The sequence below is a fragment of the Nocardia sp. NPDC051911 genome (assembly GCF_040681035.1).
Classification (GTDB): domain Bacteria; phylum Actinomycetota; class Actinomycetes; order Mycobacteriales; family Mycobacteriaceae; genus Nocardia; species Nocardia sichangensis.
The window spans coordinates 140,576-165,241 of record NZ_JBFAXY010000009.1; the positions used below are offsets into that span (position 1 = coordinate 140,576).

The 24,666-nt window shown below is 68.9% G+C and carries 23 protein-coding genes, 1 tRNA gene and 1 pseudogene; 12 read left to right on the forward strand and 13 right to left on the reverse strand.

Translation table 11 applies throughout. The annotated features are described in order from the left end of the window. Positions 1–10: 10 nt before the first annotated feature. A complete protein-coding gene (locus AB0L97_RS13845) occupies positions 11–763 on the reverse strand; it encodes an SDR family oxidoreductase (protein WP_364428902.1) in 753 nt (250 codons plus the stop codon). Between the two features lie 76 nt (positions 764–839). On the opposite strand from AB0L97_RS13845, the gene AB0L97_RS13850 reads away from it, so the two are divergent. Further along, positions 840–1,433, forward strand: a complete 594-nt coding sequence (locus tag AB0L97_RS13850; RefSeq protein WP_364428905.1) for a TetR/AcrR family transcriptional regulator — start codon at positions 840–842, stop codon at positions 1,431–1,433. Here the strand turns inward: AB0L97_RS13850 and AB0L97_RS13855 are convergent. Next, complete coding sequence (locus AB0L97_RS13855; protein ID WP_355074533.1) at positions 1,430–2,323, reverse strand: Abi-alpha family protein; 894 nt, start codon at positions 2,321–2,323, stop codon at positions 1,430–1,432. The two genes, AB0L97_RS13850 and AB0L97_RS13855, sit on opposite strands and share 4 nt — an antisense overlap. Further along, a pseudogene (locus AB0L97_RS13860) lies at positions 2,314–3,694 on the reverse strand (hypothetical protein). The gene AB0L97_RS13855 and the pseudogene AB0L97_RS13860 overlap by 10 nt, the downstream one beginning before the upstream one ends. Positions 3,695–3,829: 135 nt before the next feature. Here AB0L97_RS13860 and AB0L97_RS13865 point away from each other — a divergent pair. Both AB0L97_RS13865 and AB0L97_RS13870 read left to right on the forward strand, forming a co-directional pair. Next, on the forward strand, positions 3,830–4,708 hold the full coding sequence (locus AB0L97_RS13865) for an Abi-alpha family protein (protein ID WP_355074531.1): 879 nt from the start codon (positions 3,830–3,832) through the stop codon (positions 4,706–4,708). 429 nt (positions 4,709–5,137) lie between these two features. Further along, entirely contained in the window at positions 5,138–5,689 is a 552-nt protein-coding gene (locus AB0L97_RS13870) for a nuclear transport factor 2 family protein (protein ID WP_355075029.1), read from the forward strand. A gap of 1 nt (position 5,690) precedes the next feature. Here the strand turns inward: AB0L97_RS13870 and AB0L97_RS13875 are convergent, their stop codons facing one another. Continuing rightward, positions 5,691–7,334, reverse strand: a complete 1,644-nt coding sequence (locus tag AB0L97_RS13875; protein WP_355074529.1) for a peptide chain release factor 3 — start codon at positions 7,332–7,334, stop codon at positions 5,691–5,693. A 302-nt stretch (positions 7,335–7,636) separates the two neighbouring features. On the opposite strand from AB0L97_RS13875, the gene AB0L97_RS13880 reads away from it, so the two are divergent. Both AB0L97_RS13880 and pth read left to right on the forward strand, forming a co-directional pair. Beyond that, entirely contained in the window at positions 7,637–8,239 is a 603-nt protein-coding gene (locus AB0L97_RS13880; RefSeq protein ID WP_355074528.1) for a 50S ribosomal protein L25/general stress protein Ctc, read from the forward strand. After that, positions 8,205–8,819: an aminoacyl-tRNA hydrolase gene (gene pth / locus AB0L97_RS13885; protein ID WP_355074526.1), complete on the forward strand. Its 615-nt coding sequence runs from the start codon at positions 8,205–8,207 to the stop codon at positions 8,817–8,819. The genes AB0L97_RS13880 and pth overlap by 35 nt, the downstream gene beginning before the upstream one ends. 15 nt (positions 8,820–8,834) lie before the next feature. On the opposite strand, the gene AB0L97_RS13890 is transcribed toward pth, so the two are convergent. Both AB0L97_RS13890 and AB0L97_RS13895 read right to left on the reverse strand, forming a co-directional pair. Further along, the gene (locus AB0L97_RS13890) at positions 8,835–10,487 is read right to left on the reverse strand and encodes a fatty acyl-AMP ligase (protein WP_355074525.1); all 1,653 of its coding nucleotides are present in this window, start codon (positions 10,485–10,487) and stop codon (positions 8,835–8,837) included. Between the two features lie 99 nt (positions 10,488–10,586). Beyond that, positions 10,587–11,258 (reverse strand): lysophospholipid acyltransferase family protein, encoded by a 672-nt coding sequence (locus AB0L97_RS13895; RefSeq protein ID WP_364429120.1) that lies wholly within the window; start codon positions 11,256–11,258, stop codon positions 10,587–10,589. A gap of 104 nt (positions 11,259–11,362) precedes the next feature. Between AB0L97_RS13895 and AB0L97_RS13900 the strand changes: the two genes are divergently transcribed. Beyond that, positions 11,363–11,923 carry a TetR/AcrR family transcriptional regulator gene (locus AB0L97_RS13900; protein WP_355074523.1) on the forward strand — a complete coding sequence of 187 codons (561 nt, stop codon included), beginning with the start codon at positions 11,363–11,365 and terminating at the stop codon, positions 11,921–11,923. A gap of 21 nt (positions 11,924–11,944) precedes the next feature. Here the strand turns inward: AB0L97_RS13900 and AB0L97_RS13905 are convergent, their stop codons facing one another. Beyond that, complete coding sequence (locus tag AB0L97_RS13905; protein ID WP_364428914.1) at positions 11,945–13,135, reverse strand: aminotransferase class V-fold PLP-dependent enzyme; 1,191 nt, start codon at positions 13,133–13,135, stop codon at positions 11,945–11,947. A 176-nt stretch (positions 13,136–13,311) separates the two neighbouring features. Here AB0L97_RS13905 and egtA point away from each other — a divergent pair, with 176 nt between their 5' ends. From egtA to egtD, 4 genes are all read left to right on the forward strand, one after another. After that, on the forward strand, positions 13,312–14,652 hold the full coding sequence (gene egtA / locus AB0L97_RS13910; RefSeq protein ID WP_364428917.1) for an ergothioneine biosynthesis glutamate--cysteine ligase EgtA: 1,341 nt from the start codon (positions 13,312–13,314) through the stop codon (positions 14,650–14,652). Positions 14,653–14,746: 94 nt separating this feature from the next. Next, the gene (egtB, locus tag AB0L97_RS13915; RefSeq protein ID WP_364428920.1) at positions 14,747–16,093 is read left to right on the forward strand and encodes an ergothioneine biosynthesis protein EgtB; all 1,347 of its coding nucleotides are present in this window, start codon (positions 14,747–14,749) and stop codon (positions 16,091–16,093) included. A gap of 87 nt (positions 16,094–16,180) precedes the next feature. Beyond that, on the forward strand, positions 16,181–16,990 hold the full coding sequence (gene egtC, locus AB0L97_RS13920) for an ergothioneine biosynthesis protein EgtC (protein WP_364428923.1): 810 nt from the start codon (positions 16,181–16,183) through the stop codon (positions 16,988–16,990). Between the two features lie 17 nt (positions 16,991–17,007). Continuing rightward, positions 17,008–17,979, forward strand: a complete 972-nt coding sequence (egtD, locus tag AB0L97_RS13925) for an L-histidine N(alpha)-methyltransferase (protein ID WP_364428926.1) — start codon at positions 17,008–17,010, stop codon at positions 17,977–17,979. Between the two features lie 21 nt (positions 17,980–18,000). Here egtD and AB0L97_RS13930 read toward each other — a convergent pair whose 3' ends face one another. The 6 genes from AB0L97_RS13930 to AB0L97_RS13955 form a co-directional block, all read right to left on the reverse strand. Beyond that, positions 18,001–18,648: a DUF2461 domain-containing protein gene (locus AB0L97_RS13930; protein ID WP_364428929.1), complete on the reverse strand. Its 648-nt coding sequence runs from the start codon at positions 18,646–18,648 to the stop codon at positions 18,001–18,003. Between the two features lie 50 nt (positions 18,649–18,698). Further along, complete coding sequence (locus AB0L97_RS13935) at positions 18,699–19,565, reverse strand: hypothetical protein (protein ID WP_364428932.1); 867 nt, start codon at positions 19,563–19,565, stop codon at positions 18,699–18,701. A 100-nt stretch (positions 19,566–19,665) separates the two neighbouring features. Beyond that, positions 19,666–19,923 (reverse strand): hypothetical protein, encoded by a 258-nt coding sequence (locus AB0L97_RS13940; protein WP_355074508.1) that lies wholly within the window; start codon positions 19,921–19,923, stop codon positions 19,666–19,668. A 94-nt stretch (positions 19,924–20,017) separates the two neighbouring features. Next, complete coding sequence (locus tag AB0L97_RS13945) at positions 20,018–20,998, reverse strand: ribose-phosphate diphosphokinase (protein WP_356963876.1); 981 nt, start codon at positions 20,996–20,998, stop codon at positions 20,018–20,020. Then, on the reverse strand, positions 20,995–22,485 hold the full coding sequence (gene glmU, locus AB0L97_RS13950; protein WP_355074505.1) for a bifunctional UDP-N-acetylglucosamine diphosphorylase/glucosamine-1-phosphate N-acetyltransferase GlmU: 1,491 nt from the start codon (positions 22,483–22,485) through the stop codon (positions 20,995–20,997). Before glmU ends, AB0L97_RS13945 begins: the two co-directional genes overlap by 4 nt. 90 nt (positions 22,486–22,575) lie before the next feature. After that, positions 22,576–22,646: transfer RNA gene (locus tag AB0L97_RS13955), tRNA-Gln, on the reverse strand. 468 nt (positions 22,647–23,114) lie between these two features. On the opposite strand from AB0L97_RS13955, the gene AB0L97_RS13960 reads away from it, so the two are divergent. Further along, complete coding sequence (locus AB0L97_RS13960; protein WP_355074504.1) at positions 23,115–23,729, forward strand: TetR/AcrR family transcriptional regulator; 615 nt, start codon at positions 23,115–23,117, stop codon at positions 23,727–23,729. A 182-nt stretch (positions 23,730–23,911) separates the two neighbouring features. Further along, positions 23,912–24,559 carry a TetR/AcrR family transcriptional regulator gene (locus AB0L97_RS13965; RefSeq protein WP_159843027.1) on the forward strand — a complete coding sequence of 216 codons (648 nt, stop codon included), beginning with the start codon at positions 23,912–23,914 and terminating at the stop codon, positions 24,557–24,559. The last annotated feature ends 107 nt before the right edge of the window (positions 24,560–24,666 follow it).

Genomic DNA, 24,666 nt, shown 5'->3' on the forward strand with positions numbered 1-24,666 from the left:
AGAATGGCGCTTACAGCAGCGCGCCGCCGGTGGCATCGATCCACTGCCCGGTCACCCACCGGGCGTCGTCGGAGGCGAGGAACCCGACGACGTCGGCGACGTCGTCGGCCTGCGCCACGCGGTGGAGCGGGGACATCGTCGCCACCGACGCCTGGGCTTCGGCGTTGCGCAGCCAGTTCGCGTTCATGTCGGTGTCGATGATCCCCGGCCCGACCGCGTTCACGGTGATGCCGCGCGCGCCGACCTCCTTCGCGAGCACGCTGGTGAAACTGTCGAGCGCGGCCTTGGTCATGGTGTAGGCGATCAGTTGCGGCATGTACGCGCCGTGGGTCAGTCCGGTGGAGATGTTGACGATCCGCCCGCCTGTGCGCAACCGGTCCAAGCCGAGGCGGGTGATGAAGAAGGGAGCCTTGGCGTTGATCGCGAAGACCCGGTCGAACGCCGCCTCGTCGGTTCCGGCGATCGGCTCCCTGATCCCGTCGGTGCCCGCGTTGTTCACCAGGATGTCCAGCCCGTCGGCGTGCGCGTCGAAGGCCGCCCACAGCGTCTCGGCGTCGCCTGGCACGCCCAGTTCGGCGCGGATCGCGAACGCCGCGCCGCCCGAAGCCTCGATCGCGGCCACGGTCGCCTTCGCCGCCTGTTCGTCGCGGTTGTAGTGGACCGCGACGCGTGCGCCGTCACGCGCCAGTCGTTCGGCGATCGATCGCCCGATGCCCCGGCTGCTCCCGGTGACCAGTGCCGTCTTGCCCGTCAGTGCGCCCATGGCGCGCCCCTTTCTCTAGCGACCGCTACAGAAAGAAAGGTAGCACATTCTCTAGTGATCGCTATAAAATTGCGCCATGAGCACGACGACCCGAGGGCGGCCGCGATCTTTCGATCGGGACGCGGCGCTGGACAAGGCCATGCGGCTGTTCTGGGCCCGGGGGTACGAGGCCACCTCGATCGGGGACCTGACCGCGGCCATTGGCATCGGCGCACCCAGCCTGTACGCGGCGTTCGGGGACAAGAAGACGTTGTTCGGCGAGGTCGTCGCGAAATTCGGCGACCGCTACGGCGGATTCGTCGCGAGGGCGCTGGCCGAGGAGGACACCGCGGAGGCGGCGGTACGGCGGATTCTGCGCGAGGCGGCGACGGAATACACCCGGCCGGAATGCCCGCACGGCTGTCTGGTGATCAGCGCGGGCGTCAACACCACCAGCGCCGAGATCGCCGATCTCCTGCGCGATATGCGCAATCGGAACATCGACACGTTCGCCGCGCGCATCCAGGCCGACATCGACGCGGGCGTCCTGCCGAGCCACCTCGACGCGCGCACGCTGGCCCGCTACGTCGGCACGGTGATGCAGGGCATGTCCCAGGCGGCGCGCGACGGAGCAGGCCGGGCCGAATTGGAGCGGGTGGCCGAGATGGCGCTGCGCGGCTGGGGGCCCTAGTGGCCCGAGGCGCGTCCGTCCTGCACGACCACCGGCAGGCAGGTGCGCACGAAGTCCGCGCCGAAGTCGGTGAGCACCACGCTGCGGTAGATCACCTTGGTGCCGAAGCCGGAGCGCTTCAGCATCTCCCGCACCGGTGACTGCGCCTCCAGCAGCTGGTACCGGTTCGGATTGCCGACCGGCTCGCGCGCGTGCTCGATCAAGCCGAGCCTGCGCAGGTTGGTCAGGTACTGCTGGATCCGGTTCGGAAAGCGCAGGCCCGCGTGCTCGCCGATCAGCGTGAGCATCGAGCCCAGGCGTTCGGAGCCGAGCGCGCGCGGGCGGCCGGTGCGGATGTCGATCGAGGGCTGTGGCCCGTCCAGATGCAGGAAGCGCAGGATGCGCGCTTCGTCCGGGGTCAACTCGGCGAGCATGCCCGCGAAGGCCGGATGGTTGTCGTCCTCGCCGTGCGGGCTGGCCGACAACCGCAACAGCGCGGCTCCCTGCTCACGCAGCGTCGGCACCGCTTCCTGCGTGGACGGTTCCGTGGCGGCGGGCATCCCGAGCGCCTTGCGCATCGCGTCACGGACCTCGGACTCCGCCTCGGCCAGCACTTCTCGCGGCGGCGCTCCCTCGATGCTGCGCCGTACGACGGTCGAGGTGACGCCGACCGCGGTGCCGACGCTCCAGGACGTCACCCCGGTGACCGCGGTCCACGCGACCCGCGCGACGCCTGTCGCCGCACGCACGGTGGCGAGGGGAACCGTTACCCGTCTGGGTAATTCGTCGGTGTGCGCGATGTCCGAAGCCGGCCGCCGGGCGATCTCCTGCGATGGCTCGGCATTCGCCGCCGTCGCGTCGAGGTGCTCGACGGCCTGGATATCGCCGTCGTCCGGACCCGCTACAGCCATGATGTCGCCACTCCCGTTCCGAAGATCAGGATATGAGCGTATCCGGCGAACAGCCCCAACACGCCGCCATGGACGAAAAGGAGCCATTCATCCTGCTTGATGGCCGCGCGCAGCATGTCGACGAAGTCCGGCGGCGACAACATCGCCATCTGCCTCGCGATGTATTCGTTGATCTGCCTGCCCTGGCGGACGTTGAATTCCGGGTCGGCGAACGCGATCGGCGCGATGGCCATGGCTTCGCTGGTGAACGTCGATTGCAGCGAGTCGTATTCGCGGCTGCCGAGCACGAACTTGACCGCGGGACGCGCGGGACCGAGCGCGCGGTCGGCGGCCGGGCGCAGCGTGTCCTCCAGCATCTGCATGGTGCGGTCCGATCGGGGGCCGTTGAGCAACTCGTCGCCGATATTCGCCACCGTGATCACCTGGCTGGAAACCAATTCCGCGTATCCGTCGGTGATTTCGGACTTGCGTTTGATCAGCAGGCCCTGCCGCCACGGGACCCACCACTTCGGATACGCGGGCGCGAAGATCATATTGATGCCGATCCAGTTGACCACCCAGCCGATGATCACGCCGCCGATCGGCAGCACGACCAGGCTGGACCAGCCGGTCAGATGCAGGATGGCGACCAGCAGCACACCCATCGGCGCGCCGAAGTAGAAACCGAAGTTCTGCATGAAACGCAGTTCCTTCGCGCCGAGCACCTGGAACAGCGTGTTGAGCAGATGCGGCCGGGCCTGGAAGTAGCGGATCACCATCTGCTTCACATCGAGCAGCTGATCGATATTCGCGCCCAATTCCTCGGTCAGCTCGCGCAGAATCTCCGGCAGTTGCTGGCGCACCCTGGCGTGCACCATGTCGCGCACCTGGGCGGGCAGGTTGTACCAGAGCTGCGGATGCTCGCGGCGCAGGATGTCCTCGACGATGTCCTTGATCTGCGCGTCGGCGATGCTCGCGAGGTGCTCGGCCAGCTTGTCCGGCTCGAGCTCCCGATAGAAGTCCGCGACGCTGCCGAGTTTGGCCAGGCCCTTGTCGACCGCGATGCTGGCCATCTTGTCCGCGCGCGACGGGACGATGCCCTGCCAGCCGAACCGGCCGTCGTAGCTCAGTAGCGGGAGAACTTGAATTCGCTTGGGAAGGAACGGATACAGCGCGCGCAGGCCGGGAACTCGGATGCCGTGGAAGGCGACCGGCTTGAACAGCATGAGCACGCCGGTCCAGTTGGTGATGTAGCCGATCACGCCGGTGAAAAGCGGTATGGTCACGAGCTCGAGGAGGATCGTCGGGTGGATTCCGAAAACGCTCTCTAACACGACACCCTCCTGCCGATACACCGGTGATCGCCGCCTCACCGGCAACCAAAACTAGCACCCCCTCGGCGAAGAAACCTTATTGCGCGCCGCGCGCCGGTCGCACTGTCCGAGTCAGGCGGTGCGAATGCCCCGCGACACAAGGGGAAGTAATCTGTGGGACGGATTCGTTCCCCCCGGCGATATCGGAGAAAACGTGGCAGACGACAGGACCGGACAGGACGTGGTAAGGCCAGGTCCCCGCGCCGTCGAGCGCAGTTCGGATGTCGAACAGCGGCAGATCAGCAATGAGGCACGGCTGATCCGCGGTGTGTTCCGCGCGGCCGGAGTGGCCGCGGGCACCGTCGTGCGCGGAAGCCAATGGGCGGTCGGCACGACCTACGAGGTCACCAGGGAGATCACCCAGGCCGCGCTGGACGGGGAGTCCTCAGCCGAGATCGCCGAGCGGACCGGAAACGCGTTGCGCTCCATCGCTCGCAGCGCGCTCGGCGTCACCGAGGGGTCGGTCCGGGAGATCGTCAGCTATGTCCCGACCTCCAACGGACCCACCTCGCAGCAAGCGCTGGCCGTCGGGCCGTACCTGCGCTCGGCGAGCACGGAGGAGTTGCGCCGCCGCGGCGACGCGCTGCTGGCGAGGTCCGCCGACGTCTACTTCACCGAGGACGTGCACCCGGCCTACGACCGCATCCTCGACGAGCTCGCTCCCGACGAGGCGCGCATCCTGCGCTTCATGGCGCTCAACGGCCCGCAGCCGTCGGTCGACGTGCGCACCAACCGTCCGCTGGGGATCGGCTCGGAACTGGTGCAGGGCGACCTCACCTCGGTGCCCGAGCAGGCCGGGGTGCGCTACCCGGACCGGTCGCGGTCCTACCTGATCAACCTCAACCGCCTCGGGCTGACGCTGACCTCGGACGATCCGGTGGTCCTGAGCCGCTACATGGTGCTGGAGGTGCAGCCGGTGGTGGAGGCGGCGCTGAAGAAGGCGGGCCGGGCGCCGAAGATCGTCCGCAAGAGTCTCCGGCTGACCGAGTTCGGTGAGGACTTCTGCCGCACCTGCTTCACGATCGGAAGCTGACACCCCGAAGTTGATCTTCGTAGGAATGTTCTCTCTCGTCGCGATAGCAATCTGATACAACTCTCCCAATCCGGCACTCGGGATGGGATTGTTGAGGGTATGGATCAGCGAACCGGCGGGCAGGGGCGCGGCGACCCAGGTTTGGGCATCGCTGGGCAAACGCGTAACGACCGGGGCAAGGGTCCCGGTAATCAGCAGCGCGACGACCCGGGTTTTCCCCCGGGCCGGCAGGAGCGCGGCGGGGTGGACATAGATTCGAGCGGACCGGAGCCCGAGGAGCGAGATATCGGCACGGCCGGTCCCGCGCCGAGCCGTGGTCAGCGGGCGGCGAGCACCGGCGAACGAGATCCCGGCGACCTGCGCGCCGACGAGCGGCTGCCCTTCGACGCGGGGCCGATCGACTTCGGGCGGGTGCGCGACGACCCACGCCTGACCCGCGGCGAGGAGCGGGAGCCGGACGACGTGTCGGCGATCTCGCGGTTGAAATACCGGTACCTGCGTACTCTCGACACCAAGTCGTGGGATGATTTCGCCGACACCATGATCCCCGAGGCGACCGCGACCTACAGCGAATATCTCCAGTTCGAATCGCGCGAGGCTTTCATCGCGTTCATGCGCAACACGCTCGGGCCGCACGTGATCACCGAACACCGCTGTGACCACCCCGAGATCGATGTCGAAGGCGACACCGCCACCGGCACCTGGTACCTCGCCGACACGGTGCTCATTCCGGGCCACAACATGCTGCTGCGCGGCGCGGCCTTCTACACCGACCGCTACGTGCGCTGCGACGACGGGCGGTGGCGGATCTCGCACACCGGCTACGAACGCACCTATGAAGTGGTGCTCTCCCTCAGCGACCTGCCCAGCCTGCGCCTGACCTCCAGCCGCTGGGGCCTGATCGCCAAGGAGGACGGCATCTCATCGATCGAACGCGACCCCGGCGCCGCGCCGCTGCGGCCGGAGTCCGAGGCCGGCTGACTCAGTCGGCCGTAGCGACCAGGGGCTCCAGGGTGAGCGCCGGGTGCTCCTTCTCGATGTATTGCAGCCGCCACTTGTCGCTGAACAACGCGAGCAGCGCACCGTCTGAGCGGGTGAACACCTCCACCCCGCGCTGCCGCCCGAGTTCGTCCGCCGACGCGGCGTCGGTGCGCCGGGCCAGCGTGTAGGCGAGGTGTTCCATCGTGGTCTCGACGTTGAACTCCGCGAGCATGCGCGCGGTCACCACTTCGAACTGCATCGGGCCGACCGCGGCCAGCACGGGAGACGCGTCGCCGCGGATGTCGTTGCGCAGCACCTGCACGACGCCCTCGGAATCGAGCTGGTCCACGGCCTTGCGGAACTGCTTGTATTTGCCCGCGCTGCGCGCCCGCAGCACCGCGAAATGTTCCGGTGCGAACGAGGGGATCGGCGGGAACTCCACCTTCTTGTCCACGAACAGCGTGTGCCCCGGTGCCAGCGCCGTCGCGTTGACCAGGCCGACGACGTCACCCGGGTACGCGGTGTCGACGGTGGCGCGCTCGCGGCCGAACACGGTCAGCGCGTACTTGGTGGCGAACGGCCGACCGGTCTGCGCGTGGGTGACCACCATGCCGCGTTCGAATTCGCCGGACACGATCCGCATGAACGCGAGGCGATCGCGGTGGGCGGCGTCCATGCCCGCCTGCACCTTGAACACCACCGCGCTGAACGGGTCGCCGGTCTCGCGCGGCTTGCCGTCGACGTCACGACGCGAACCGGGCGCAGGCGCGAGCGCGACCAAGGTCTCCAGCAGTTGCCGCACGCCGAAGTTCAACATCGCCGAGGCGTAGATGACCGGCGAGGTCTGCCCGGCGAGGAACAGCTCCTGGTCGTGGTCCTGGCCGGTGGCCGAGAGCAGTTCGCTCTCCTCCGCGGCGGTGCTCCACGGCTCGCCTTCGCGCGCCTCCGCGGCCTCCGGGGTGATCGACTCCTCGGGCGCGATGGTCGCGCCGCCCGCCGTGCGCGTGAAGTGGATGTATTCGAGCGGGACGCCGTCCGGGCCGCGGCGCAGCAGGCCGCGGAAGTCCCCCGCGATGCCGACCGGAAGGAACAGCGGGGTGGGGGTGAGTCCGATCCGCTCGTTGATCTCGTCGAGCAGTTCCAGCGGCGCCCGCCCTGGCCGGTCCCACTTGTTGATCACGGTGATCACCGGGATGCCACGGTGGCGGCAGACCTGGAACAGTTTCAGCGTCTGCGGCTCCAAGCCCTTGGCCGCGTCGATCAGCATCACCGCGGCGTCGACGGCGGTGAGCACCCGGTAGGTGTCCTCGGAGAAATCGGAGTGGCCGGGGGTGTCGACCAGGTTGATGACGCTGTCCACATCGGAGCCCTTGGCCCGGTAGTTGAACTGCAGTGCGGTCGAGCTGACCGAGATGCCGCGCGCCTTCTCCATCTCCATCCAGTCCGAGACGGTCGACTTGCGCCCGGCCTTGCCGTGGATCGCGCCCGCCTCGGAGATCATCCTGGCGTGCAGGGCCAGCGCCTCGGTGAGCGTGGACTTGCCCGCGTCGGGATGGGAGATCACCGCGAACGTGCGCCGGCGGGCTACCTCGGCGGATAACCCACGGGGTGCGGGCGCGACAACACCCTCAGGGGAGGCGCTCAACGCAAGACAACCTTTCGCAGACGACCGATCGGCAACCCCGCCAGCGTACGCGACTCGCTCGAGCGCGGGCCGAACCGCCGGTGACCACCCGATTCAAAGAGCGCCTCTGCGCTGGGGTATGGTGTTCGGGTTGTCTCGGCGAGGGTGACCGCAGACCAGTTTTGCGACACCGTGATCGACGCGGCGCGGCTTCCGGCCGTCCCTGTTCGGTCTTCGCCCCGACGAATAGACCATCCGTCAGGTGTGCAGCACCCCTGACGTGTAACTGACAGCCCGGAAGAGCCGTAGGAGTAGATCCAGTCATGTCCGACGTCAACCTTCTCGAAGCATCCGTACGCACCGAGTTCGGTAAGGGCGCAGCGCGCCGTACCCGTCGTGCGGGCAACGTCCCGGCCGTGCTGTACGGCCACCAGGCCGACCCGCAGCATCTGTCGGTGAACGCCCAGGCCTTCGCCGCCATCCTGCGTGAGCACGGCACCAACGCGGTGCTGAACCTCGTCATCGACGGCAAGAAGCAGCTCGCGCTGACCAAGTCCGTCGTGGTGCACCCGATCCGCCGCTACATCGAGCACGCCGACCTGCTGATCATCAAGCGCGGCGAGAAGGTCACCGCCGACGTGAACGTCACCGTCACCGGCGACGCCGCCCCCGGCACCCTGGTCACCCAGGAAGCCACCACCGTCTCCGTCGAGGCCGACGCGCTGAAGCTGCCCGAGGCCATCGAGGTCTCCGTCGAGGGCGTCGAGGCCGGCACCCAGATCACCGCGGGCGAGCTGCAGCTGCCCGAGGGCGTCGACCTGGCCGCCGATGCCGAGACCCTGATCGTCAACGTCATCGCCGCCCCGGCCGCCGAGCCCGTCGAGGGCGAGGGTGCGGGCGAGGCCGAGGGCGAGAGCGCTGAGTAGTACCGAATCGTCCGCCGGGCCCGCGCTCGTCGTCGGACTGGGCAACCCAGGTCCCGAATACGAGCGCACCCGGCACAATGTCGGTTTCCTGGTCGCCGACGTGCTCGCCGAGCGCGTCGGCGGCCGTTTCGGTGTGCACAAGAAATCCGGCGCCGACCTGCTGCAGGCGCGGCTGGACGGGCGTCAGGTGCTGATCGCCAAGCCGCGTTCGTTCATGAACCTGTCCGGCAGGCCGGTGGCCGCGCTGGCGAAATTCTTCTCCGTGCCGCCGACCGAGGTGATCGTCGTGCACGACGAACTCGACCTGCCGTTCGGCTCCATCCGGCTCAAGCGCGGCGGCGGTGAGGGCGGGCACAACGGTCTTCGTTCCGTCTCCAGCGCCCTGACCACCAAGGACTACTTGCGCACCCGCATCGGCATCGGCCGTCCGCCGGGCCGCCAGGACCCGGCCGATTACGTGTTGAAGCCGTTCTCCACGCCGGAGCGCAAAGAGGTCCCGGTGATCATCGAGCAGGCCGCCGACGCGGTGGAACTGCTGCTGCGCGTCGGGCTGGAGACCGCGCAGAACCAATTGCACTGAGCGGCACTCGGCCGATCACCCGCGCGGCAGATGCATCGCGGTCGCGGCCCTGCGCAGTTTGCCGGAAGACGTCTTCGGTAGTGCGCCGGGACCGAGCACGGTGACGGTGCGTGGCCGCGCGCCGACCTCCGCGAACACCGAGTGCACGATCTCGCGCTCGATGCGCTTGACCTCGTCGGGATCCTGGTGGCTGCCGCTCTCCACCACCACGGCGAAACTCTCCCGCTTCTGGCCCGCGTCCAGGCGCACCGCCACCGCGTTGCCCGGCCGGACGCCTGCCACCCTGGCCGCCGCGCGCTCGATGTCGGTGGGGTAGATGTTGCGGCCGCCCATGATGATGACGTCTTTGATCCGGCCGCACACCACGATCAGTCCCTCGTCGGTGAAGTAGCCGATGTCGCCGGTGTCCAGCCAGCCCTCGTCGTCCCGGGCCGATTGGAATCCGTCCACCGTCACATAGCCGGAAGTGACCGCGGGACCGCGCAATTCGATCACGCCCACCGAGCGGGCGGGCAACGGTTGACGTTCGCTGTCGACGATCCGGCCCTCCAGGTTGTCGACCAGATAGCCGAGGGTGGGCAATCGCCGGATGTTGGCCGGTTGGCCGTGCTCCACCGGCACGGGCACCGCCTTGCCGATCGCCTCGAGCAGGTCGGCGTCGATCACGTCGAGCACCTGTCCGTGCCCGGGGTCGGGGATCGACACGGCGAGCGTGGTCTCGGCCATGCCGTAGACCGGGGTGAGCGCCATCGGGTTGAGGCCGAAGCGTTTTCCGGCCGCGGCCAGCGCCTCCATGGTGTCCGGGTCCACCGGTTCGGCCCCGTTCCACATGTACCGCACGCTGCTGAGGTCGAACGCGCCTTCGTCGGCCTGCCGCAGCCGCCGGGCGAGCAGCGAATAGGCGAAATTCGGTGCGGCGGTGACAGTTCCACGGTACTTGCTGATCAGCTCGGCCCACAGCAGCGGCTTGGTGAGGAAGTCCAGCGGCGTCACGCACACCACTTCGGCGCCGAATTGCATGGGGACACTGAGGAATCCGACCATGCCCATGTCGTGGAACAGCGGCAGCCAGCTGACCATCACATCGTCGGCGAGCTGGAATTTCACCCGGTCGAACATGGCGTAGGCGTTGACGAAGAAATTCTCGTGCGTGATCCGCACCGCCTTGGGCGAGCCGGTCGAGCCGGAAGTCAACTGCTGCAACGCGATATCGCCCTCGGCGGTGGGCACCGGATCGATGTCGGGGCCGCCGGGCAGCTGGTCGATGCGCACGACGGTGATGCCGCGTTCGCGCAACAGCGGCTCGGCCGCCTCGAACGGCGCGCCGAGCACGACCGCGCGGGCCCGGATCATGGTCAGCACGGTTTCGGTGTCGCGCGCCCAGACCACCAGATCGGTGCGCGGAGTCGGCTGGTGCAGCATGGTGATCGACGCGCCGCGCATCCAGATGGCCTGGCAGGCCGGGGCGATGTCGACCGGCATGCCCGCGAGCACGCCGACCGCGTCACCGTGCCCGATACCGGCTTCGGCCAGCCCGCCCGCCATGCGCCGGGCGAGCCGGTGGATCTCCGACCACGTGCGCCGCAGCGGGGCGCCGGGCTCGCCGGTCACCAGGCCGCGCTCGGAGGTCTGTGCGGTCGCATACATCTCGTCGGTGAATCTGCTCAAAGTCCCAACTCCTCCATCACCAACCGTTGCCGGGAACCGGCCTCCCCCGACTATCACGCCATAGTGGCCCAGCGTTAACCCCATTTCCAGGGGCGCAGGTCAGGGGCGCGAAACAGCGGTCGGAAAGGTTGCGGCGTAACGATCGACGTAGCACCGGCCGGAGCGGGCGGCCAGTTCGCGCATCAACTCGTCGGTCGCGGCGCGCACCGTCCGGCGCTGCTCGGCGGGCGGATAGCGACGCGGCTCGCCGAACGCGATACGCACCTTGCCGAAACGCAGCAGACGGCTGCCGCGCGGGTTCACCCGATCGGTGCCGGAGAGGGTCACGGGAACGACCGGCGCGCCGGTGGCCATGGCGACCCGCAAGGTGCCGGTGCGTCCGCGATGGATCCGGCCGTCGGGGGAACGGGTGCCTTCGGGATGGATCGCCCAGACCCCGCCGTCCGTCAGGATGCGGGTGGCGGCGGCCAGCGCCGCGGCGGCCGCGTCACCGCCGGTCCGATCGACCGGCACCTGTCCGGAGACCGAGTAGAACCAGCGGTTGATCCGGCCGCGCGCGCCTTTTCCGGTGAAGTACTCCTGCTTCGCCAGGAACGTCACGCGCCGTGGCACGACCAGCGCGAGGTAGAGGGAGTCGATCACCGCGAGATGATTGGCCGCGATGATCACCGGTCCGGTTCGCGGAATGTTGTCCAGTCCTTCGACCGTCGGCCTGCCCAGCAGCCGCAGCAGCGGACCGAGCAGGACGTACTTGAACAGCGGGTACCACACGTAACCTCCCGGGACATTGAGCGTAGACATTGTCTACCCGATCTCGTAGACACTGTCTACTCCCGGTGTGTGGTCACACGGCGACAGGCGTAGACAATGTCCGCATGGCCGAGAGCGAGTCGCTACGAGATCGACTGGTCGACGCCGGTGTCGACCTGCTCGAAGAGGTCGGCGCCGCGGGACTGGGATTGCGGGTCATCACCCGGGCCGCGGGCGTCTCGCACGGTGCGCCGCGGCGGTATTTCCCGACCCACCGCGCACTGCTCGCCGCCATCGCGGCGCGCGGTTTCGCCGATCTCGCGGACCGGTTCGCCGCGGTGGACGCCGGGGCCGCGCGCGATCGTCTCACCCGGATGAGCGCCGAGTACATCGCATTCGCCGCGCGGCGGCCGGAGATGTTCACCCTGATGTTCCGGCACGACCTGCTCGAAGGCTCCGGCGAGAATCTGCGGTCGGTCAGCCTGCCGCTGTTCGCGCGGTTCGCCGAGCTGGTCGGCGCGGCGGCGGAATCGGGCGCGATCGACCCGCGCCACCGTGCGATCGCCCTGTGGACCAATGTGCACGGCATCGCCACCGCACAGGCCAATCGAAGCTTGCGCCTGGTCGACCCAGGAGTGGACGCGGCGGCTCTGGTGGCCAGGGCACTGGCCGTGCATCTGGCCTGACCGTTCCGTGGCGCTCGCGGCTCAGGCGCGCAGCTGCGCCACCGCGGCGACGAAGCGATCGAGCTCGTCGAAACCGACGAAGCAGTGCGGCGAAGCGCGCACGACGGAGGCCAGGCCGCGGCCGGTCATGTCCAGCAGGGTCGAGCCCGCGTGGCTGACCGTGACGGTGATGTCCCGCGCCAGCAGCCGGTCGCGCACCTCGACGGACTCGACGCCGTCAACGGTGAACGACACGATGCCGCTGTGCCGGATGCCGAGATCGCGCACGGTGACGCCGGGAATCTCCGGCAGCGCCTTGCGCAGGTGCTCGGCGCGGGCCGCGATCGCGGCGTAGACGTTCTCCGGGCCCAGTTCGAGCAGATATCGCACGGCGGCGCCCAGGCCGAGGCGGCCCGCGACGTCGCACTCCCAGAACTCGAAGCGGCCTGCGTCGGGCGCGAGCCGGTAGTCGTGCGGGCCGGTCCATTCCGCGCTGTGCAGGTCGAGCCGGCCTGGTTCCATGGAGCGCGCCAACTCCGGCCGCAGATACAGGAATCCGGTGCCGCGCGGGCCGCGCAGCCACTTGCGTCCGGTGGCAGACAAGGCGTCGACGCCGAGCTCGGCCACGTCCAAAGGCAGCTGCCCGGCGGACTGACAGGCGTCCAGCAGCACCAGCGCGCCGACCGAGTGCGCGATCCTGGTCGCCTCCGCGGCCGGGTTCACCAACCCGCCGTTGGTCGGCGCGTGCAGGATCGAAACCAGCTTGACCCGTTCGTCGACCAGCGCGGTGAGCGCGTCGAGGTCGATCTGCCCGCTGCCGTCGCTCGGAATCCGCTCCACCGTGGCGCCCGTGGCGCGGGCGCGCTGCAAGGCGGCGATGGCATTGCTGGCGTAGTCCGCCTCGGAGATCAGGATGCGGTCGCCCGCCGCGAGCGGGACCGAGTAGAAGAAGTCCGCCCAGGATCGGGTGGCGCTGTCGCTGAGCGCGATGCTCTCGGGTTCGGCGTTGATCAACGCCCCGATCGCGGTCTTGACGTCGGCGAGATCGTCGAGCCGCTCGTTCGCGGCGCGATAACCTCCGACCTCCGCTTCCCGCAGCAGATGCGCGACAACGGTGTCGGTGACGACTCGCGGCGGTAGCGACGAGCCGGCGCTGTCGAGGAAAACGGGTCCGGGTTCCGGCCCGGACACGCATCCGGGAGTGTCGGCTCGTACGCGAGCGTCATCCAGCATGGAGCCGACCTTATCGGGTCGATTGTTCGGCTTCATGTCGGTTTCTTGTCGGTCCGCATGGCTACGCTGGATGGATCGCCGCACGCGAATTTCGGCCCGTGAGTGGAATACCACCGGGCCGAATGGCGATAACCGAAGAACAGCGGACAACGTCCCGACGCCCACTGGAGGTTGGCATGGCGGTCACGCTCGAGAGTCCTGAGTCGGCCGGTTGTGCCACCGAGCAGGGAGAACTGTCCTCCCGCGCGGCGGCGGAGGCCTATATCGGCGGGGTGTGCTTCAAGCTCGGACCACCCACGCTGATCGGCGCCGAACTCGAATGGCTCACGGTGCAGGGTGAGTGTTCGGCGTCCGGACCTTCGGCCGCTCCGCGCCCCCAACTGTCCGCCTTGGCGGACGCTCTCGGACCGTACGCACCACGGTCCATCGCCCCTGATTCGCCGGCGCTCGTGCTGCCGGGGGGCAGCCGGGTCACTCTCGAACCCGGTGGTCAGATCGAACTCTCCAGCGCTCCCTACGAAGCTGCCGCGCAGCTGTGTGATCGACTGCGCGATGATGCCCGCCTGTTGCGGGAACTTCTCGAATCCCGGTCAATCCGCCCCGTTTCCGTCGCCGCCGACGCGGACCGCCGTCCCAAACGCTTGCTTCAGCTGCCGCGCTATCGCGCGATGGAGCGCTCCTTCGGCGGCATCGGGCCGTTCGGCAAGCTGATGATGTGCAACACCGCGGCCGCCCAGGTCAGCGTCGACGCGGGCGCCGACCGTGCGGACGTCACCGCGCGGTGGACCGCCCTGTATGCCGTCGGCCCGGCCCTGCTTGCCGCCTTCGCCTGTTCACCCGTCCTGCGTGGCGCGCCGCCCGGAGCGTGGGCCTCCCAGCGCATGCGGGCCTGGCTGCGGCTGGACAACACGCGCACCCGTCCGCCGGTGCTGGACTGGACCGACCCGGTGGCCGCCTACGGCAGATGGGCGCTGGACGTGCCGCTGCTGTGCGTGCGCCGACCCGACGGTGCGGCGGAATGCGGCGACGCCGACGGATGGTCCGCGCCGCCCGGGGCCACCTTCGCCGACTGGCTGTCCGGCGCGCTGGACGACGAGGTAGGCCGCCGCCCCGACACCGGCGATCTCGACTATCACCTCACCACGCTGTTCCCGCCGGTACGCGCGTCCGGCCACTTGGAGGTCCGCTACATCGACGCGCAGCCCGGTGACGCGTGGACCATTCCCGTGCACGTGTTCGACGCGCTCATGTCCAGCCCGTCGGTGGTCGCTGAGGCGAGCTCGATCGCGGCGCCGCTGGCGGGCCGCTGGGTCGATGCCGCCCGCTACGGATTGGCTGATCCGGACATCCGGGCGGGCGCGGTCGCCCTGCTGCGTCTCGCGGCCGAGCACACCGCGACCGACGAGGCGGCCCGCGCCGTCGAGTCCGCCGCCGAACGATGTCACCGCGGTCGCACCCCGACCGAGGACGACATCGAGCACGCCCCGAGCCCGCGGCTTCCGGGAGTCGCCACGTGAACCAGCCGCGCTGCCCTGGCGCTACGCAGGCCCACCGGGCCGCCGCCAGCCGAATCGCCGCCGCCGACCCCCATGAATCCCGGAGATATTTTTCGTGACCACTTTCCAACCCGCCCCCACCGACAACTTCGGCACCGAACAGCTCAGGGATCGGATCGCCGACGTTCTCACGCGCGCCCGCCTGCGCACCCACACGCTCACCGACTGCGTCGACGAAGCCGAACTCGTGGCCCAGCATTCCCGGCTGATGAGCCCGCTGGTCTGGGACCTGGCGCACATCGGCAATCAGGAAGAACTCTGGCTCGTGCGCGACGTCGGCGGACGCGACCCGGTGCGCGCCGACATCGACGAACTCTACGACGCCTTCAAACACGCCCGCGCGAACCGGCCCACGCTGCCGCTGCTCGATCCCGCCCAGGCGCGCGACTATGTCGGCACCGTACGCGACAAGGTGTTGGACGTACTGGAGCGCAGCGATCTGCGCGGCCGTCCGCTGATCGACGACGGATTCGCCTTCGGCATGATCGCCCAGCACGAGCAGCAGCACGACGAGACCATGCTGGCCACCCACCAGTTGCGCACCGGCGCCGCCGTGCTCTCGGCGGCGGACGCCCCGGCCGCGACGGCGGCGGTCGGCGCGGAAGTAGTGATCCCCGCAGGGGAATTCCTCATGGGCACCTCCACCGACCCGTGGGCGCTGGACAACGAGCGCCCCGCCCATCCGGTGCGAGTGGCCGGTTTCGCGATCGACGCCGCGCCGGTCACCAATGAGCAGTACCTGGCCTTCGTCGACGACGGCGGCTACGAACGCCCCGAACTCTGGTCCGAGCGCGGCTGGGCGCATCGCGTCGAGGCGGGCCTGGTCGCGCCGCAGTTCTGGGAGCGTGATCCGTCCGGGCATTGGTGGCGGCGGGTGTTCGGCGTGATGACCCCCCTGCGGCCGCGACAGCCGGTCGTGCACGTGTGCTGGTTCGAGGCCGAGGCCTACGCGAACTGGGCGGGCAAGCGCCTGCCCACCGAAGCGGAATGGGAGAAGGCGGCCCGGTTCGATTCGGCCACCGGCGCGTCGCGCCGATTCCCTTGGGGCGAAGCCGATCCCGACGTCGCCACCGCGAACCTCGGGCAGCGGCATCTGGAACCCGCCGAGGTGGGCGCGTATCCGGCCGGCGCGTCCCCCGCGGGCGTGCACCAGTTGATCGGGGACGTGTGGGAATGGACCGCTTCGGGTTTCGAGGCGTACCCGGGGTTCCGGGCGTTCCCGTACCGCGAGTACTCCGAGGTCTTCTTCGGCGGTGATTACCGTGTGCTGCGCGGCGGTTCCTTCGGCACCGATCCGGTGGCCTGCCGCGGCACCTTCCGCAACTGGGACCATCCCATCCGTCGCCAGATCTTCGCCGGGTTCCGCCTGGCGCGGGATCTGCGGCCCGGAGAAGGGGAGTGAGCGCCGCCCGTCGTGCCGGGCGATGGTGCGGCCGCGGTCCCGCGGCGAGCGGCCCGCGCCTCGCGACGTCGGCCCCGGCGGGTGCGGATGTGTAGACACTTGGGTTACGTCGGCCCGCCGGTGCGGGTGGGCGACATGTTGACCCTCGGCTCCCATTCGCTGCGCACCCAGGCGTGGGCGCCGCGCGACATGCGTCACGGCGGCACCATCAACGCCGACGGTTTCGGCGTCGCCTGGTGGAGCGTCACGCCGGACGACACGGTCACCGCCAGCCGCTACCGCAACGCCGAGCCGATCTGGACCGACCCGGCCGTTGACGAGGTGCTGCCGCAACTGGAGTCCGCCGCGGTGCTCGGGGCGGTGCGCTCGGCGACGGTCGGCATGCCGGTCGAACGGTCCGCGTGCGCGCCGTTCACCCGCGACCGCTGGGCGTTCAGCCACAACGGCGTGGTGCCGGACTGGCGCCGCACCCTGACCGGCGTGGCGGCCGAATTCGCGGTCGTCGCGGCCGGACTCGGCGCCGAGGACCTGTTCTCTCCGGCGCGGCTGCTGGAGGCCGAATCCGCCACCGACGCGGCGACGCTGTGGGTGCTGCTGTGCGATCTGCTGTCGACCGGCGCACCGGACGGCGAGTGGTCGGCGGCTCCGGCGGCACTGCGGCTGCTCGTCTCCGCGATCCTCGACCGGGCGCCGGAAGCACGCCTGAACCTCCTGCTCTCCGACGGTGCGCAACTGTGGGCGACCACCTGCCACCACTCGTTGTCGGTGCTGGTCACCGACGATTTCGCACTCGTGTCCTCCGAACCGTTCGACGACGACCCCCGCTGGCAGTCGGTCCCGGACCGCAGCCTGGTGAGCGCCAGGCCCGGCGCGCTGTCCGTCGACCCCCTCCTCTGACCCGAAAGGCCGGTGCCATGACCGCAGTCACGCTGGACATCCACCTGACCGAAGACGACCTGAACACCGCGCTCCGCTCGGACGCCAGGCTGGGCCTGACCGCGAACCCGAAATGGTTGCCGCCCAAATGGTTCTACGACGCCAAGGGCAGCGAGCTGTTCGAGCGGATCACCGAGCTGCCCGAGTACTACCCGACACGCACCGAGCGCGCTCTGCTCGAACGGGTGGTCGACGAGATCGCCGACGCCGCCCAAGCGGAGGTACTGGTCGAACTCGGCGCCGGATCGGCGGCGAAGACGCGCCTGTTGCTCACCGCTCTGAGCGCGCGCGGGCCGTTGAAGAAGTATGTACCGCAGGATGTTTCGTCGGCAGCGCTGCGGTCGGCCGCCGACGAGGTCGCGGTCGAGTTCCCTGGGCTCGCCGTGCACGGTGTGGTCAGCGACTTCACCGACACGCTGGCCAACCTCCCCCGCGGCGGACGCCGGATGATCGCATTCCTCGGCGGCACCATCGGCAACCTCGTCCCCGCGGAACGGGCGGAGTTCCTCGCCAGGATCCACGACTTGCTCGAGCCGGGGGAGCAACTGCTGCTCGGGGCCGGGCTGGTCACCGACCCGGCGGTACTCGTTCCCGCCTACGACGACGCGGCGGGCGTCACCGCCGAGTTCAACCGGAACGTCCTACACGTGCTGAACTCTCGCCTGCGCGCCGACTTCGCGCCGGAGAAATTCCGGCACGTCGCGGTCTGGGACGCCGAACGGGAGTGGATCGAGATGCGGCTGGAGGCGAGCGAGGACATGACCGTCGCGGTCGGCGATCTCGACCTCACCGTGCGCTTCGGCCGCGGCGAACAGATGCGCACCGAGATCTCCGCCAAGTTCCGCGTCGAGGGCCTCGAAGCCGAACTCGCCGCCGCGGGCTTCGCCACCGGACACGTGTGGACCGATCCGGACGATCGTTTCGCGCTGCTGCTCGCCGGGCGGCGCTGACCACGTGTCGATCGGCGGCGCTCACCACGACGGGGCGCCGCCGACCACCGCCCCGAGCCACTCGACCAGCGGCCGCATCGTCTCCCAGGCGGCGCGGACTTCCTTCGCCGTGCGCGGCGTGTCCAGCCAGGCGGGCGCGCCGAATTCCCGGCCGCACGTGATCGACTTGTGCCGCAGCAGGTCGATGCGCGGGTGGTCGGCGTCGTAGCCCTTGGGTCGGGTCTTCAGCTTCTCGCCGCCGATGGTGAAGCCCGCGTCGGTGAGTTTCGCGAGGATCGCCACCAGTTCCGGTCCGCGCACCTCGTCATCGATGGTGGCCCGCAGCTGCGCGAGTTGCTCGGACGAGCCCTGGTAGAAACCGCCACCGACGAACAGACCCCCGGCATTGATCTGGACGTACCAGCCGACCCCCGCCGCGGCGCGCACCACGGCGCCCTGCGCGGTCTTGTACGGCGACTTGTCCTTGGCGAACCGCACGTCGCGGTAGGGCCGGAAGATCTTGGCGGTCCCGAAATCCGGCTCCAGATCGGCCACCAGGGCCTTCATGGGCGCGAGCACCGACTCGTCGTAGATCTTCTTGTGCGCGGTCCAGAACGCCTTGGAGTTGTCGGCCTCCAGGTCTTCGTAGAAGTCGAGCCCGGCGAGCGGGAAACCCGCGAATCCGGTCATGCCCGCACACCCGCCGCGCTGATGTCACCCGATAGACGCATACCGAAAATCTACGTCGTGATGTCTCCGCCGAACACGACGAACCCCACGATGAGGCCGATCACCATCCCGACGGCCGCAGCGATCGCTGCCCATTTGCCGAGCGATTCGCCCTTGTTGCGCCCGATGATGCCCAGGATTATCCCGGCCGGGCCGAACAAGATCGGGCAGAACAGCACCGCGGTTATCGCGCAGACGAAGCCGATGATCGAGTACACCTGGCTGGTCGGCTGCTTCGGCGGGGTGGCGTAGGGCTCGTACCCCTGCTGCGGATAGGACGGGTAGCCGTACTGCGGCTGTTGCGGCCCGGACGTCGGGTAGCCGTACCCACCGCCTGGCGGGTACTGCGGTTGCCCGGTCGGCGGATACGGCTGCTGCGGGGGATACGGCTGCTGAAAGTCACCGGGCTGCCCGCTCGGCGGATAAGGCGGTTGCCCGCCCGAACCGTACTGCGTGTGCTCGTCCGGCGTGAACCGCTGAGTCGTTTCGTCGGGAGGCTGTGGCCCGGAACCCGGCGAGGGAGCCCCCGGCGCGGCGGGTTCGGCGCCCCAGGACTGCTGCTCGCCCCCGCCGTTGGCGCCCCAAGGCCGGGGTTCGGCGGGCTGGCCGCTGGGCTCGGCGCCCCACTGGCCGCCCAGCGCTCCCCCGGGCGGCGAGCCGCTCGACTGCCACCATTGGTCGGCCGGGCCCGGCTCGTGCTCCGGCGGTAGCGCGGCGGCGGGATCGTGCTCGGTGGGTCGTTCACCGGGCGTCTGCGCCGGGGCGGAGCCGGTCGACGGCTGGGCAGGCTCGTCACCGGAGGTCTCCCCGGTCGGCTTCGACGGTGACTCCGGCGGCCGCTGCTCGTCGGGGTGGTCCGGATCCTTCGGCGTGCTCATCGCACCCTCCTCGTGTCGTCCCGGTCACGCAACCTATGCCTACCACGGTGAGCGCGTCGTCATAGCCGATTGCTACAGGCGCGTCGGGGACGGAGCAGGTTCAGAGATCCTCGTCGTCGATGATCTCGATCGCGGCCACCTCGGCGGACCGGTCGTCCGACTCGTCCGCGGCGAGGGTGTCGCGGGCCGTCCACTCCTGGTCCAGCTCGTCGTCGATGCCGAGCCTGCCGTCGTCCTCGTCCTCGTGGTAACGGATGCGCAGTTCGTCGGGCGGATCCTCGATGTTGCGCTGATACTCGCGGATCTCGTCCTCCTGGTCGTCGTCCCCCATCTCGGTCTCCAACGGATCACGGTCCATACCCTCAGTATCCCCACTGATCGCCGCGGCTAACGCGGACACGAAAACGGCGGCCCGGACCGTAGTCCGAGCCGCCGTTCTCGCGGTAAGAGCTCTATGCGTTTCCGTTGAAAAGACCGGTCACGGAGCCGTTTTCGAAGACCTCGCGGATCGTGCGGGCCAGCAGCGGCGCGATGGACAGCACGGTCAGCTGCGGGAACTTCTTCTCCTCGGACAGCGGCAGGGTGTTGGTCACCACGACCTCCTTGGCGCCGCAGTTGGCGAGGCGCTCGGCGGCGGGCTCGCTCAGCACGCCGTGGGTCGCGGCGATGACCACGTCACCGGCGCCCGCGTCCTTCAGCACCTTGACCGCGCCCGCGATGGTGCCGCCGGTGTCGATCATGTCGTCGATCAGGATGCAGGTGCGGCCCTCGACCTCGCCGACCACGCGGTTGGACTTGACCTGGTTGGGCACCAGCGGGTCGCGGGTCTTGTGGATGAACGCCAGCGGCGAGCCGCCCAGCGAGTCGGCCCACTTCTCGGCGACGCGCACGCGGCCGGAGTCGGGGGAGACGACGGTGATGTGCTCGAGGCTGTAGTTGGTGCGGACGTACTCCGCCAGCTGCACCTGCGCGTGCATGTGGTCGACCGGGCCGTCGAAGAAGCCCTGGATCTGGTCGGTGTGCAGGTCGACGGTGATGATCCGGTTCGCGCCCGCGGTCTTCAGCAGGTCGGCGACCAGACGGGCCGAGATGGGCTCACGGCCGCGGTGCTTCTTGTCCTGGCGGGCGTACGGGTAGAAGGGCAGCACCGCGGTGATCCGCTTGGCCGAGCCGCGCTTGAGCGCGTCGATCATGATGAGCTGCTCCATCAGCCACTGGTTCAGCGGCGCGGGGAAGCTCTGCAGGACGAAGGCGTCGGAGCCGCGCACCGACTCCTCGAACCGGACGAAGATCTCGCCGTTGGCGAAGTCCCGTGCCACCTGCGGCGTGACGTGGACGTCGAGCTCCTTGGCGACCTGCTCGGCCAGCTCAGGATGAGCGCGTCCCGAGAAGAGCATCAGGTTCTTCTGGTTGTCCATCCATGACGCGGTCACTGCTGTTTGCCATCCTTTTGCTCTATTGCCTGACCCGACATCTCCTTGGCCGCGATGGCTTCCGCCGCCGCGCGCGCCGCGTCCGTCCCTGGACGGTGTCGCTGCACCCAGCCCTCGATGTTCTTCTGCGGTCCACCGGACACCGCGAGAGCTCCGGGCGGAACGTTTCTGCGCAGTACAGTACCCGCCGCCGTATAGGCTCCGTCACCCACCGTCACCGGCGCGACGAACATGGTGTCGCTGCCGGTGCGTACGTGCGAGCCGACGACGGTGTGGTGCTTGGTCACGCCGTCGTAGTTGACGAAGACGCTCGACGCACCGATGTTGCTGTGCTCGCCGATGGTGGCGTCGCCGACGTAGGTCAGGTGCGGGACCTTCGAATGCGCGCCGATCGAGGCGTTCTTGGTCTCGACGAACGCGCCGAGCTTGCCCGTGTCGCCCACGATGGTGCCCGGCCGCAGGTAGGCGAACGGGCCGATGGTCGCCTTCGGGCCGATGGTGGCCCCCTCGCCGTGGGTGCGGATCACCTTCGCCCCGTCGCCGACGACCACGTCGGTGAGCGTGCTGTCCGGGCCGACCTCGGCGTCCTCGCCGACGACGGTGTTGCCGAGCAGTTGCACACCGGGCAGTATCACGGCGTCCCTGCTGATGCGCACGCTGGCGTCCACCCAGGTCGAGGCGGGATCCATGATCGTGACGCCCGCGCGCATGTGGCGTTCCAGGATGTAGCGGTTGAGCGTGCGCGCCGCCGAGGCCAGCTGCACGCGGTCGTTGACGCCGGTGACCTTGGCCGCGTCGACCAGGCGTGCGCCGTGCACCGGGTGTCCGGCCTCCCTGGCCAGGCGCAGCACGTCGGTCAGGTACAGCTCGTGCTGGGCGTTGGCGGTGGACAGGCGGCTGATCATGGTGCGCAGCACCGCGGCGTCGAACGCGTACACGCCGGAATTGACCTCGGTGATCGCGGCCTGTTCCGGGGTGGCGTCGGCGTGTTCGACGATCTCGGCGAGCTGGCCTTCGGCGTCGCGGACGATGCGGCCGTAACCATTCGGGTCCGGCGGCACGAAGGTCAGCACGGTGACCGCGGGGCGTTCGGCGTAGCTGCGGTGCTCATCGAGCAGCGCGGCCAGGGTGTGTCCGTCCAGCAACGGCACGTCGGCGGAGGTGACCAGCACGTCGCCGGTGAAGCCGACCGGCAGGGCGGCAAGCGCGCACTGCACCGCGTGGCCCGTGCCGAGTTGCTCTTCCTGGATCGCCGGGGTGATCTCCCGGCCGAGATCGTCGGCCACCGCGGCCACCGCGGCGCCGACTTGTTCGCGATCGTGCCCCACCACGGTGATGAGGTACGCGGGGTCGATCTCGTTCGCCGCATGCAGCGCGTGCGCGAGCATGCTCCGACCGGCCAGCGAATGCAGGACCTTGGGGGTCTTCGACCGCATTCGTGTCCCGGCACCGGCTGCGAGAACGACGACGGCGGTCTGCTGTGGCATGGATCTCCCTCGGCTGCCTGTCCTCGTGCTGGGCGTCGTCGTGCTTGGTCAGCGATGTGCGGGCCAACGATAAGTCATCGTGCTCTCGAGCTCCGCCGCCAGGACTCGAACCTGAACTCTCTGAACCAAAATCAGATGTGCTGCCATTACACCACGGCGGATTGCCACACCGGCGGTTGGCGAAACCCCCGCCGCTGTGCCATGGCACGGGATGAATCCTCGCATACTCGCCCGCCTCCCCGCGAATTGTTCCCCGCGCGGCATCTGGTATTCGGGCCGGACCAGCGCGGGAGCGCTCCTGTCCTCCGGCCGGGCAGCGCTCGGGCGGAGGACCGCTCGATCGCCGACTACAGCGGAGAGCCCCCGCGTCCCCTCGCCCCGGAGAAGCGGACTGCCGACCGGTCTGGGACAGTGGTATCCGAATGTCGATGTCGTGCGTCGGAGCCCCGATGTGACGGCTGACCAGGCACGCACGAGGGCGGATCGCCGGGCTCGCCCGCGGTCCCGTCCCGGCATGCGCTCGTCGGCTCGGCGGGAACCGTCGAGGCACTCACGACCGGCAACAACGCGGGAAGGGCGGAGGAGCAGGGGTGTCTTCGAGTGAGTCGCATCGAGTGTCCCGTCCACGGATGACCGGCACCCAGCGGCGTCAGCAGCTGATCGAGATCGGACGCGCGCTGTTCGCCGAACGCGGTTACGACGCGACCTCCATCGAGGAGATCGCGCAACGCGCCCAGGTCTCCAAACCCGTGGTGTACGAACACTTCGGCGGCAAAGAGGGGTTGTACGCGGTCGTCGTGGACCGGGAGATGTCGATGCTGCTGGACATGATCACCTCCTCGCTCACCCAGAACCGGTCGCGCATCCGGCTCGAACAGGTCGCGCTGGCGCTGCTGACCTATATCGAAGAACGGACCGACGGGTTTCGAATTCTGGTGCGAGATCAGCCCGCCGCCGCCGCCGAGGGCAGGTACTCCAGTTTGCTCAACGAAGCGACCAATCAGGTGGCGCACATTCTGGCCGGAGATTTCGCGCGGCGCGGGTTCGACACCAGTCTGTCCACCCTCTACGCGCAGGCGCTCGTCGGTCAGGTCGCCACCGCCGCCACCTGGTGGCTGGACGAGCGCAAACCCTCGAAAGAGGTTGTGGCGGCCCACTTGGTGAACCTGTGCTGGAACGGGCTGAGTCATCTGGAAGCCGATCCACAACTGAGTTCGGAATGGCGCGCGGGCGCCGGTGAGTGAGCCGGATTGTTAACCAGCAAATTGCGCGACGGCTCTCGCCGAATGCTCGAATTGGCTGCTGGACGCGCGCCTGGTGGTACGGTTCACCCATCCTTTGGGTGCTGTTCGGGCGGTAAGTCGGTCAACTTCGGGATGTCGGTCTACTTCAGGATGGCTGGTTTTTGGGATGACAGGCGGATCTGATGGCTAGGCAAGCGCGCGCGGAGATCACCCGCGACTCCGTCCTGGCAGGCGCTGCCGATGTCTTTCTGCGCTTGGGATATGCGAATGCGAGCCTGAGCGAGATCATCGCGCAGTCCAATGTGACCAAGGGCGCCTTGTATTTTCACTTCGGCTCCAAGGAGGAGCTGGCGCGCGCGGTGGTCGACCAGGGCAACGAGCGGTTGACGAGCTCGTGTCAGGGCTTCTTCGATCCGCGAGTGCCCGCGCTGGAGGCGTGCATCGGCATCACCTACGTCGTCGCCGATCTATCGATGAACGACCCGATGGTCGGCGCCATGCTGAAGCTGACCCACCAGATCGGCGACTACCGCGGCGCTCAAGGCGACAACATCGCCAAGAACTGGGGCGACACCTACCGGCTGCTCGCCGAACGGGCCATCGCCCAAGGCGACCTGATCGCCGACCTGGACGCCGAGGTCATCGGCCTGCTGTGGCAGGAGATGGCCGCGGGCGTGCACATCATCGCCGTCGGCACCGAATCCATCGACCAGATGGCGGTCCGGATGGAGCGCGCCTGGTACTTCCTGCTCCCGGCCATCGTCCCGGCCGAGAAGCTCTCGTACTTCAGGGAATTCGCGGCAAGACGTTTGCGGCGCTACGTGCCGTAACTTTGGCAGCGCCTGCGGCGCCGCGAACGGCGCATGCTCGGTCTCGCTTCGCTCGAAAGACGTGGTTACGGTGCGCTGGGCGCGTCGGTGTCGAAGCTTGCTGCCCG